Source organism: Burkholderia sp. MSMB1498, assembly GCF_001526245.1.
Classification (GTDB): domain Bacteria; phylum Pseudomonadota; class Gammaproteobacteria; order Burkholderiales; family Burkholderiaceae; genus Burkholderia; species Burkholderia savannae.
This window is the reverse complement of the sequence record NZ_LOYJ01000065.1, coordinates 1-10580: the sequence shown is the minus strand read 5'-3', so window position 1 is coordinate 10580 and position 10580 is coordinate 1. Positions and strand designations below refer to the sequence as shown.

12 protein-coding genes are annotated in these 10580 nt (G+C 61.4%); 6 read left to right on the top strand and 6 right to left on the bottom strand.

Annotated features, from left to right (window positions below; translation table 11 throughout):
- Window positions 1-280: 280 nt before the first annotated feature.
- The 6 genes from WS91_RS36795 to WS91_RS12235 all read right to left on the bottom strand — a co-directional run bounded on the left by WS91_RS36795 (window position 281) and on the right by WS91_RS12235 (window position 5437).
- Complete coding sequence (locus tag WS91_RS36795; protein ID WP_176727247.1) at window positions 281-442, bottom strand: DUF6726 family protein; 162 nt, start codon at window positions 440-442, stop codon at window positions 281-283.
- 90 nt (window positions 443-532) lie between these two features.
- Window positions 533-1144 carry a PqiC family protein gene (locus WS91_RS12260; protein ID WP_059583984.1) on the bottom strand — a complete coding sequence of 204 codons (612 nt, stop codon included), beginning with the start codon at window positions 1142-1144 and terminating at the stop codon, window positions 533-535.
- Window positions 1141-2766 (bottom strand): PqiB family protein, encoded by a 1626-nt coding sequence (locus WS91_RS12255; protein ID WP_059583987.1) that lies wholly within the window; start codon window positions 2764-2766, stop codon window positions 1141-1143. The genes WS91_RS12260 and WS91_RS12255 overlap by 4 nt, the downstream gene beginning before the upstream one ends.
- Entirely contained in the window at window positions 2759-3478 is a 720-nt protein-coding gene (locus WS91_RS12250; RefSeq protein ID WP_059583989.1) for a paraquat-inducible protein A, read from the bottom strand. Before WS91_RS12250 ends, WS91_RS12255 begins: the two co-directional genes overlap by 8 nt.
- Complete coding sequence (locus WS91_RS12245) at window positions 3475-4131, bottom strand: paraquat-inducible protein A (protein ID WP_059583992.1); 657 nt, start codon at window positions 4129-4131, stop codon at window positions 3475-3477. The genes WS91_RS12250 and WS91_RS12245 overlap by 4 nt, the downstream gene beginning before the upstream one ends.
- Window positions 4132-4774: 643 nt before the next feature.
- Window positions 4775-5437, bottom strand: coding sequence for a DUF3313 domain-containing protein (locus WS91_RS12235; protein WP_059583997.1), 663 nt, complete (start codon window positions 5435-5437; stop codon window positions 4775-4777).
- Between the two features lie 272 nt (window positions 5438-5709).
- Here WS91_RS12235 and WS91_RS12230 point away from each other — a divergent pair, with 272 nt between their 5' ends.
- The 6 genes from WS91_RS12230 (at window position 5710) to WS91_RS12205 (ending at window position 10149) form a co-directional block, all read left to right on the top strand.
- Entirely contained in the window at window positions 5710-6306 is a 597-nt protein-coding gene (locus tag WS91_RS12230) for a TetR/AcrR family transcriptional regulator (protein WP_059583999.1), read from the top strand.
- Window positions 6307-7048: 742 nt separating this feature from the next.
- Complete coding sequence (locus tag WS91_RS12225) at window positions 7049-7750, top strand: hypothetical protein (RefSeq protein ID WP_082717564.1); 702 nt, start codon at window positions 7049-7051, stop codon at window positions 7748-7750.
- A gap of 4 nt (window positions 7751-7754) precedes the next feature.
- On the top strand, window positions 7755-8123 hold the full coding sequence (locus WS91_RS12220; protein WP_059584002.1) for a hypothetical protein: 369 nt from the start codon (window positions 7755-7757) through the stop codon (window positions 8121-8123).
- A 242-nt stretch (window positions 8124-8365) separates the two neighbouring features.
- Window positions 8366-8629 (top strand): type II toxin-antitoxin system VapB family antitoxin, encoded by a 264-nt coding sequence (gene vapB, locus WS91_RS12215; RefSeq protein ID WP_059584004.1) that lies wholly within the window; start codon window positions 8366-8368, stop codon window positions 8627-8629.
- Window positions 8626-9054, top strand: a complete 429-nt coding sequence (locus tag WS91_RS12210; protein WP_063889481.1) for a type II toxin-antitoxin system VapC family toxin — start codon at window positions 8626-8628, stop codon at window positions 9052-9054. Before vapB ends, WS91_RS12210 begins: the two co-directional genes overlap by 4 nt.
- A 159-nt stretch (window positions 9055-9213) precedes the next feature.
- Window positions 9214-10149, top strand: a complete 936-nt coding sequence (locus WS91_RS12205) for a hypothetical protein (RefSeq protein WP_331458331.1) — start codon at window positions 9214-9216, stop codon at window positions 10147-10149.
- Window positions 10150-10580 lie beyond the last annotated feature (431 nt).

The window sequence follows — 10580 nt, the reverse complement described above, 5'->3', positions numbered from 1 at the left end:
TCGACTTCTTCATTGCGTAGAACTCCCTTTGCTGGAAATTCTACTTCTGATCCCACCTACTGGACGGGAGGATTACCATCATAAGGATGACGATATTTTTCATTTGAGATTGGAAAATCAAGAAAAACGTTGATTGAATGCGATGAAGTGAAGTGAGGTTTCCTTGCGCGGAAGTCGTTTTGTAAAACCGGGCCTGGTGTGCGCCAGTCTTGTAACTGGCGCCCAGCGGTTTCGCCCGGTTCGACAGAACTTGCCGCAGAAAGCCTTTCTCAAGGACTGGTCAATCGATTACGGCGGCGCAGGCATCCGTTGGTGCCGCCGCGGCGTGTCCAACCACCGGAATGACCTTGAGGCCCGCGGATGCGACACGACACGGTGCTGCGACCGCCCCGCATCCGGAAAGCACCGCGATCAGCGGAATAAGGGTAAGCAGTTTTTTCATGTCATCACCTGTTGACGAACGTTGCGTTGCTTTACGGTTTCGTGCGGCTCGCCCGACGTAGGGCCGCATCCGAACCATGCCGGATGGAATTCATGACTTCAGCGCACACACGGCCATCGCGATATCGGCGGCGGCCTGGGTGACGATCTGCTGGTAGGCGAGTACCAGGCTTCCCAGTTCGCCGGGAGCCGGCCGCTCCGCCTGCGTGCGGCCGGCCGTCAACTTACCGTCGGATACGCGTTGCACGGTCCAGTTGATGACCGCGCCAGCGCGTATACCGAGTTCGGCATCCATGCTGACCACCGCGGCCGTGACGCGGTATTGCGGTTTCACTCCGGAGGGGGGCCGCTGGTAGATATCGACGGCGCCGAGACTCGACTGCAGCCGTTGCGACAACGCATCGCGCAACTCGTCGGGCAGCGGCGCCAGCCAGCGATCCTGTTCCAGCAGCTTGAAGGTGCCGTTGCGCTGATTCAGAATCAGATTGGCCCGATTGAGGCGTTCGGGCACGGCTACGGGGACCACCTCGATCCATCGCGAGCCGGTGGCCGGCGCGGCGGCGCACTGCTCGACTGCCGCACGGCCCGCCGATACCTGCTCCAACGTGTAATAGCGCGGCTCGGGGAACGCGCAGCCGGTCAATATGGAGGCGCCGAGCGTCCAGCCGAGGGCCGTCGACACGAGGCTGGAGTGTCCGATCATGGTTGCTCCGAGTTCGTTTTGCCGCGCACGATTGCTTCCGGGTGGCGTTCCAGATAGTCGGTCAACGCGCGCAGCGAGGTGGCCGTGCGCGTCAGCTCCTGCATCATGCGGCGCGCGTCCTGCTGCGTCGGGGAATCCGTCGCGAGCGTGGCGTCGGCGGACTGGAGCGTCTTCCGTGCGTCCCGCAGCGCGGCGTCGACCTGAGGCATGACGTCGCCGTTGAGTTGCGTCACCAGCTTGTCCGCGTTGTTCATCACTTTGTTCAACGACGCCATTGAATTGCGCAAATCCCCCGCAATCTGATCGAACGGCACTTTGTCGACCTTGCTGACGATGTTGCCAAGTTTCGCCTGAAGTTCGTCGATGGTGCTGGGCGTGGTGGCCAGTTCGGGCAGTGGGCTGTCTATGTCGACTTTTACGGGCGGCGCATGCGGAAAGAAATCGAACGCCACGTACAGTTGGCCCGTGAGCAGGCTCGCGGTACGTAATTGAGCGCGCAGACCGCGTTTGGCCATGGTCTCGGCGATGCTCCGCGCGTTCTGCTTGTTGGCGAGATCGGCCCGGCTGAAACCCATGCGAGACGGGTAGAGTTCAATGACCACCGGCATGCGGAAGGTTTTGGCGTCGCGCTGGTATTCGATACCGATCGAGCGCACCTGGCCAACCACGATGCCGCGAAAATCGACCGGCGCGCCCGGGGTCAATCCGCGTAGCGACTGGTCGAAATTGAGCACCACCAGAGCGGGACTCGATTCGTCGGCGGGTTTCAGCGCCTCGGCCTGGTCGCTGGCGAGCGCGAACTGGGTGTCTTCGGCGGCGGCTACGCGACTCGCGGGATTGTCCGGCGTCTGGAAGGCGATGCCGCCTGACAGGATGGTAGCGAGCGATTGCGTGTTCACCTTGAGACCGCCGCCGTCGAGCTTGACGTCGACGCCGCTGGCGTGCCAGAACAGCGTGTCGGCGGTGACCAGCTTGTCGTACGGTTTGTTGATGAACACCCGGAGAGACAGATCGCGTCCGTCGGGGGACAACTGGTAGGCCACCACCTGGCCGACGCGGACGCGCCGATAGTAGACCGGCGAGCCGATGTCGAGCGAGCCGAGGTCGGCGGCGTGCAACACGAACTGCTTGCCGGAGGTGTCGGAGGTCACCGCCGGCGGCACTTCCAGTCCGGTGAAGGAGCGGGTGCGCGCCTGTGATTTGCCCGCGTCGACGCCGATGTATGCGCCGGAAAGCAGGGTATCCAGGCCCGAAACGCCGGAGATGGCAAACCGGGGGCGCACGACCCAGAAGCGGGTGCCCATGGTCGCGAAATTCCCGGCATCGCCTGTCAGGGCGATGGTGGCGACGACATGAGAGTGATCCGGCGCAAGGTGCACGGCCGTGACCAGGCCGATGTCGACGGATTTGTAGCGCACCGGGGTTTTGCCTGGAACCAGACCTTCGGCGGAACGGAAGGTCACGGTTACCTCGGGGCCGCGCTCGACGAGGACATGGATCAGCAATGACAGCCCGATCACGGCGGCGACGATTGGAACCAGCCAGACAAGCGAGGGCAGCCAGCGTATTCGCCGGCGAATGTCGGGGAGCGTCGGGGAATGGGGCAAAGCGGGTTCAGTCATTATTTGTGTCCAGCGAATCCCACAGCAGGCGGGGATCGAAGCTGTGAGAGGCCAGCATGGTCAGCACGACTACACATGAAAAAGCCACGAGCCCCGCTCCGGGCGTAACGGTGGCTAGTGCGCCGGCGCGGATCAGCGAACTGAGCAGGGCGACGACAAAGACGTCGAGCATCGACCATCGACCGATTGTTTCGATGAGGCGGTACAGCCGGGTTTGTTGCCGGATGCGCCAAGTGGTGCGGAAACGCACCGAGAGCAGCAGCAACGTCAAGGCCATCATCTTGAGCAGCGGCACCACCATGCTGGGAATCAGCACCAGGATGGCGAGCCCTTTCGAGCCGGAGACCCAGAAATAAACCACGCCGGAGAAAATGGTGGCGTTCGATGTGCCGTCGATGGATTGCGTAACCATGATGGGCAGCAGGTTGGCTGGGACATGGAGAATCATGGCGGCGATCAGGAAAGCCCACGCGCGCGCCTGGCTGTCCTGTTTGCGGCTGTGCAGAGCAGCGCCGCAACGCGGACAACGTAGGCCTTCGAACGACTGTGGACTGAGTGCGCCACAGGCGTGGCAACACACGAGACGCATCGATGTGGTGGTGGGCACGGCGGGCAGCGGTGCATTCTCGTCGTCGAGCGGTTGGCGCGTCACGTTGTCCGACAGCTGCGAGGGACCGCCCCCGTCGGATGAGGCGGGCATGAGCATGCTCATTGCTGTGGCGCCTCGTCCGCATACAGCCACAGACTGCGCGGATCGAATGCAAGAATGGTCGTCAGTACGCACACGAGCGCGCCGAATGACCAAAGCGCAAGGCCCGGCAGTAGATGGGCCGTGCTGGAGATCTTGGCCAGCGTCACCAGCACGCCGAGCATAAAGACTTCGATCATGCCCCACAGTCGTGCCTGTCTGATGCCGCGCACCACGTGCGCGAAACCCGGCGGCACACAGCGTAGAGACATCGGCAGCAACAGGTAGAGCATCATCAGCATCTCGGCCAGGGGAAACAGGACCGTTGTTGCCAACACCACAACGGACATCATCGGCATGTCATCCGAGAAGAGCGCCTCTACCGTGCCCCAAAGCGTCGCCTGCATGCGCATGCCTCTGATATCCAGTTCGACGATCGGAAAGGCAACGGAGACCACAAACAAGATCAGCGCGGTCAGCACGAGGGGCAATAGCCGGAGATAGGCGAGCGTGCTCTCTCGGTACAGCAACCCGCCACAACGCAGGCAGCGAGCACAAGCACCTTCCACAAGCTGCACACGCAGATAGACAGCCGAGCAGTATTCGCAGGCAATCAGGCTCGAAAGACAAGCGGACGCGTGGCCGGCAGCGTGGTATTTCGGGTCGTGCTTCGTCATGGTGTCAATCTCGAAGACAATTCACCGCGGCTTCGGGCGACCACGGAATCACAAGTTCCCACTAACAATGTCGCGCACGCCTTTTGCAATCCGGAATACTCGCTTGCTGGCGCCGCTTACATATCGCAAGAGGTGTTCGATCTGACGCGGCGCAGTTGCATGCGTCCCGTCCGGACGGGACGTGCCATCGTGCTTTGACACATACGGTCGGGGAGTCTCGGTCTGACCGACATCTTGCGAGGACGTTAGGCGCGGAAAACGTGTCATGTGTCAACCTTTCGAGCTGGCTGGCTATTACGGAAAGGCATCAAGCATTCCGGGTGACGCTCAAAATAAGCGTGATGTATGCAAGTGCAGCGAACACGCCGGCCAGCGTTCCAAAGACGTCCCTGGACTCAGCGCCGCGCCAGCAGTGGACCGGAATTCCTACCAGTAGGTACGCAAGCACAAAGACAAGGGAAACGATCAAAGGGGGCGGGCCGAGCGTGACAACCGTGTCTAAAAATTGGTCCATTCGTACTCCCCCCAAAGATGTTCTCGAGCATCGTCGTTACATGTGCGCATCTTCCGTTGCCCATGATTTATTGATATGGACAACTGAAAATGAACGCCCAGATTGAAACATCATCCGAGCAACGGATCGTCAGCGCAGCCGCTCCACCAGGGCGTCTGCTCCCTTGTCGAGGCCGGTCTTCGCGGCACTCAGCGAACCGAAGGCCGCGGGCAAGTTCATCGCATTCGGATATTGCTTCGAGACGTATGCTTCCAGGAGGCGGCCGGTGCTGCCGTCATGGATTTCCACCGCATAAGAGACCGAGCCGCTGAATGCGCCCTGGCCCCCACGCACCGCCTGCACGCCGTTATAGAGGTTGCCCGCGATGTCGAAGTGCATGAACTGTCCGACGACCGGCTTGGTCTTTTCGGCGCCGGTGAGCGTCAGGTTGATACGCAGGGTGTTGGGGCCTGCCTGTCGCGTAACGTTGAATCGCTTCGACAGTTTTTCCGAGAACGTCTTGCTCATGTAGTCGGCGAGCGCTGCCTTGTCTGCGTCCTTCATGTCGCCAAACTGGTTATCGCTGCCCCGATAAACGGTGACCGGGTCCAGTACGACCTTGGAGTATTGGGACCAGGCCACCGGTGTGTCATACCTGTAGGGCACCTTGGCCGAGTCGTCATTCCGGTTCTGTTTCAATTGCGACGAGGACGCAAGGCCCGAGTACGGAAGGGGCTGCACACTCGTGCATGCCGCCATGGTGAGCATTGCGGCACCGGCCACGAGAAGCGAGGCGCTGTTGCGAACGGACATTTCGTATTCCTTAAAAGATGGGTTGATTTGGGGACGGAGCGACGTACTCGCAGTGCCATGAGCCGACGGACCGGATGGTAGCGCACGGCGAAATAAATGTAAACCGTCTATCCGGTCTGTGAAAATTCGGAAGAGGCCAGTACAATGTCGACTCCGTTCGTGGACGCCATGCTTCTCAGTCATGCAGGTTGCTGCACCGCTCGGCAGGTGGTGCGCGATCGGCGCCCCGACCATGGCGCCGGCCCGGCGTCACAATGTCATCAGCATCGAAAATGGATAACCGGACTCGTTCAGAGATTTCTCGCCGGAAGGCGATTGAGGCAGCGCTCGTCATCCTCCAGAGGGATGGCATTGGCGGACTTACGTTCGATTCGTTGTCGCGTGAAAGCGGTATCAGCAAGGGCGGGTTGCTGCATCAATTCCGCAACAGGCATGGCGTGCTCCAGGCCCTGCTGGAACATCAGGAGCGGCAGTTCGAGCAGATAGCGACCGACTACTTGGCGAAAGAGGGCCAATCGAAGAAGGAACCCAACCTGGCCGCCGAGATTGCCATCTATCGGAAAGCCATCGATCAGCCGAATTCCGTGGCGAGGGCCGCTCTTGCGGCGCTTGTCGATAGTCCGAGCCTGCTTGAAAACCGGACGTCGACTGCCTCGGCGAGAATGCAGGCGCTGAGCGACGAGGCGGCCGATCTCGATTTATCTCTGTTGCGGTATTTTGCTGCGAGCGGTATTGCGTTCCACTCTCTGTTGGGGCTTACACCGTTGGATGAAAAGATGCGGAACAGACTCTTCGATCGTCTTCAAGACGAGCAAAGCTGGCGAGGTATTCAGTCAGAGCCGGCATCGAAGCGGAGCTATCGAAAGTGATCTGTTCCGAAGCACTGTGATACGGGGTATTCGTACCTTTCGTGCGAATTCTGGCGCTTTGATTCGGAAATGCCTTTCTGATCAACCGTTTGCAGAATCGGGTTTTGAAAAGATGTCGCAGGGGCGCGGAGCCCCGCGAGATAAGGGGCTGCAGCGACTGACCGCCAGGATTTGCAAGAAAGGTACGAATATCCCCAGTACGGTCCTGGCCTCGCAACATGCTCAAGCAAGTCGAGCACTCGCGGCACGATCGTATGCGCCAGGATTGCTACAGAATCTGTACGTCCGGGTAAATTAATCAGCGTTGCCTGATCGTAGCTGGTCAGAGCTTTCATACCGTCCGGCGTGCCATCGGGTCGCGTAAGTTGAGCGCTGGCGCTAGTGAGGTTATGAGCGACCGGCGAGGGCGCGCGGGTCGTGTCACACACAGCGCGTCCGGGAGGGGCCGATGGCAAGCAAGAAATACCGCGACAAGACCTGTTGTGTATTGCGGGCGAAACCGAGCGTCGAGCACGGGCGATCACGTCGTTGCGCGCGAGTTCTGTCCGGGCACCGCGCGCGACAACCTGGCCAAGGTGCCGGCATGCGTGGCCTGCAACAACACCAAGTCGAAGCTTGAGCACTACGTGCTGGCGGTGTTGGCCGAAAACCCGATTGGGCCGTTTTCCCCGGCGCTTGACACGTCCAAAAGACGTGCTACCCTGCCGCCATACGACTTTTAGTCGAGTTCACGGAGATCGCTATGCAGCAAGACACGACCGGGGTGCTGTATGTGTACCGGTGCCCCGCGTGCGGCCATCGCGGCGAGGTGCGCCGGCCCGATGACCTGCACGACAGCGCGGCGGCCACCTGCGCGAAGTGCTATGGCCCGGTCGCACTGGAGTGGGACGGAGGCGTGACGCTGCTGGCTGGCCCCCGCGGCGCACCGGATGAGCCGGCGCCGACGCCAGAAGAATTCAAGGCTCTGCGCGAGCGCGGCCGGCGCACCCAAGTGGCGGCCGCCGCGCTGCTCGGCGTACAGTCGCGCCAGGTGCAGCGGTGGGAGGCCGGCGAAGCCGAGATCCCGATGAGCGCGTGGAAGTTGTTGCGCCGGACCTGGGGCTATCGGTATCCGAGCGATTTCGAGCGTTATGAGGACTTCGAGCGTGGTTGGAATCCGGAACGCGACGCGAAGCGCAAGACGATCGAACGCGGCGACGTGGTCGAGCTGCAGCCGCTCGACGGCCCGCTGCTGCGCGCGACCGTGTGCCTGGATCGCGTGCACGACGGCCTGGTCGACGAGGACAGCTACGGCGCGCTCGTCACCGAGTTCGTCGGTGCCGTCGGCGCAGGTCAAGCCTATCGCGGCTTCGTGATCGGCGAGCGCGTGACCTTCGCACGCGCGAACGTGATCCACCTCGAGCAGCGCGTACCGCACGCAGTCGCTCGGTCGACCGGAGCGTGAAATCGTGAGCAAAACCCTGAGCTACACGCAGCTGACGGCCCATGCCGAGCAGCTCATCCGCGACCACCTGGCCGAGGCGGCGAAATATCGGGAGGCAGGAGATGCGTCCTTCGAGATCCGCGCCATTGCCGCCGCGCGAGCTGTGCACGCTATGTGGGAATCACTGACGATCGCGCATCTCGATGCGTACACCCGGTCGGCGTTTATGGCCGACTTCACGCGGCTGGAAGGGCTGGTGTTCCCCGACGACTCGCTGCCGAGCGAGCGCGACACGGGGGCCGCTGACGGGCGCGTGACGCTGCACGCCGCGATTGCCGAAGTGCTCACGCTTGCCGGGCACGGCTTGCCCGCATCAGCGATCGCCGACGCCTAGGCCCGCCCATAGAAACCGACGTGCAAAGGCCGTACGCACAAAAAAGCCGCGGAGCGCGGCTGTGCGCATTGACTGATCGGGTCGCCAAACCCGGCGCCTGCTGTATCAGGCGCACGTCCAGTATACCGGCGGGCCGCCGCGTTTACAATGGCCTCAAGCAAATTTCATATGTGAACATATGTCTTGACATATGTTCACATATGCCTAGAATGAAGGGATGTTCTCTTCACCAGGAGCTGGCCATGCGCACCGTTTCCATTTTCAAGAACGCCAGCAATCAGGCGATTCGCATCCCGAAGGATATGGCCTTCGAAGGGGTCACGGAGCTCGAGATCCGTCGGGAGGGCGACACGTTGTTGCTCCGCCCGGTCCGTCCGACGTGGACGTCGTTCGCCGCCGAGTCGCGCGCGGACGACGACTTTCTGAGCGAGCGTCCGGAAATCGTTGAGCCCGGCCGATTCGATCTGACGGGCGCCGATGACGAACCGCCGGAGTCGAGCCGTTGAAGCAACTCTACATGCTCGATACGAACATCTGCTCGTTCATCATGCGCGAACGACCGCCCGAGGTACTCGCGCGCCTTGAGGCCTGCGTCGAAGCGCAGCATCGCATTATGGTCTCCGCGATCACGTACGCGGAAATGCGCTTCGGGTCGATCGGTAAAAAGGCGTCCCCGAAGCACGCCAAGCTCGTGACCGCTTTCGTGTCCCGACTCGACGGCGTGCTGCCGTGGGATGCGGCTGCCGTCGACGAGACGACCCGGATCCGCGCGGCGCTCGCCGAGCGCGGTACACCGATCGGCCCGAACGACTCGTCGATCGCCGGCCATGCGATCGCGGTGGGCGCCGTGCTCGTGACGAACAACACCCGCGAATTCAGCCGAGTGGACGGGCTGCGGCTCGAGGACTGGGCGACGCACGCCTTACGATAACGGGAACCACGATGCGCTACGAATACGAGTTGCATTCCGACGTCCTCGAGACGATTGTCGCCACCACACCCATCACGAAAGGGCATGCAGCGCTGCGGAGCGCGTTTGCCACGCGCACCGAGTTTCGCGGCGCGCGCTACGTGATGACGCGCGACACCTTTGCGCGAGCAGCCGGCGCGCGTCATCGACGTCAACGGCAACGAAATTGCCGCGGACTATCGCGCATGGGCCAACGCGCAATTGGCCGAGCACGGTGGGTCCGTGGCAGCGGTACTAGCGGCGCATCGGGCGAGCGGCTATCTACTGACGAAGTTCCAACCGGTGCTGCACTACTTCGTGCGCGACCGCGGTGGCGATCAAGCGAATTTCATTCAGATCGAGGTGTGGGAGGAGCGAGAGTTCGTCGAACACGCGCTGCTTCAGGAAGACGCGGGTTGGGGCGTGCCGAGTGCGGACGAGTTTACGCGCGGCTGGGACAGTGCATTGCTTCGCGTCGATCGCCGCGAGCTCAGCGGTCCCCGCTATCGGCTCAATACTGCGCTCGACATGCAGCGCTTCACCGCGTTAGCCGAGCAGGTCTTCGATGACCGCCGCCGGATAGACGGCGATCGTCAATTGATTACGACGAACGCCGAGACGGGCGAGCGCCGCGTCATCACGGTGCGCGAGCTCACGCCCGGCTACGATCGGCAACGCTGGCCCGGCCGCCGATTCTTCGACGACTGGAGCGAGTCGAGCGCGGGGCGCGCCGGCGAGCGGGTCTGCACGCGCTGGACGTTCGCGACATCGGATTACACTGATCCGCAGCGCGTCCGTGAGCTCCGCGCCATCCCGCAATGGGCGCACACGAAGAAGATCGCGCAACTGAAGAACACGCACCGGCTCGACGTCCATAGCCTCTATGGCAAGTTCGTCCAGCTGGACAAGCGAGTCGGCATGCCGTTCGCGTGGTACTTCTATGGCCTACACGGCAACCTCGTGACGAGCGGCCAGATGCAGCGCGTGCTCGAGGCAGCAGAGCAGGGGTTGATCGTGCTCCCGGAGCACGACTATCGTGTCCTCAAGCGCTGGTACGACGATCAATACGGCTTCTGATCTGAGAGAGGCGCGCATCCCCGTGATGCTTGAACTCGAGGCTTTTGCGTTGTCGTTAATCTTTTCACCCGCGCAGTTGAAGGTGGAAAGGACCCGCGACCCGATTTCAAAGATTGAATAGATTTAATCGAGGAAATTGATGCAGTCAGATACTTTGTTCCGTATCGGTATGCTTTTCTTTGCGACCGGTATCCCCGGTTTGCTTTTCACGGAGAGCGATCTGCTTCGGCGGTTTTGTGGTGTACTGGCAAGTAGCGCGCTTACTTTCGTATGGGCTGGAGTCTCACCTGACTCATTCAACGTGTGGGGATGGATTCCGTGCGTGATGTTGCCTTGGATTGTTGTTTGGTTTTGAGAGGTGGCCTCGCTCGTTTGGACAGTTTTCTGAGATTTTTAAGTGGAACGTCCGGGGCAATCATGCTGCCGATTTG

Coding starts and splice junctions, on each gene's coding strand:
- WS91_RS36795 (WP_176727247.1), bottom strand. CDS start 442: ATGAAAAAACTGCTTACCCTTATTCCGCTGATCGCGGTGCTTTCCGGA.
- WS91_RS12260 (WP_059583984.1), bottom strand. CDS start 1,144: ATGATCGGACACTCCAGCCTCGTGTCGACGGCCCTCGGCTGGACGCTC.
- WS91_RS12255 (WP_059583987.1), bottom strand. CDS start 2,766: ATGACTGAACCCGCTTTGCCCCATTCCCCGACGCTCCCCGACATTCGC.
- WS91_RS12250 (WP_059583989.1), bottom strand. CDS start 3,478: ATGAGCATGCTCATGCCCGCCTCATCCGACGGGGGCGGTCCCTCGCAG.
- WS91_RS12245 (WP_059583992.1), bottom strand. CDS start 4,131: ATGACGAAGCACGACCCGAAATACCACGCTGCCGGCCACGCGTCCGCT.
- WS91_RS12235 (WP_059583997.1), bottom strand. CDS start 5,437: ATGTCCGTTCGCAACAGCGCCTCGCTTCTCGTGGCCGGTGCCGCAATG.
- WS91_RS12230 (WP_059583999.1), top strand. CDS start 5,710: ATGGATAACCGGACTCGTTCAGAGATTTCTCGCCGGAAGGCGATTGAG.
- WS91_RS12225 (WP_082717564.1), top strand. CDS start 7,049: ATGCAGCAAGACACGACCGGGGTGCTGTATGTGTACCGGTGCCCCGCG.
- vapB (WP_059584004.1), top strand. CDS start 8,366: ATGCGCACCGTTTCCATTTTCAAGAACGCCAGCAATCAGGCGATTCGC.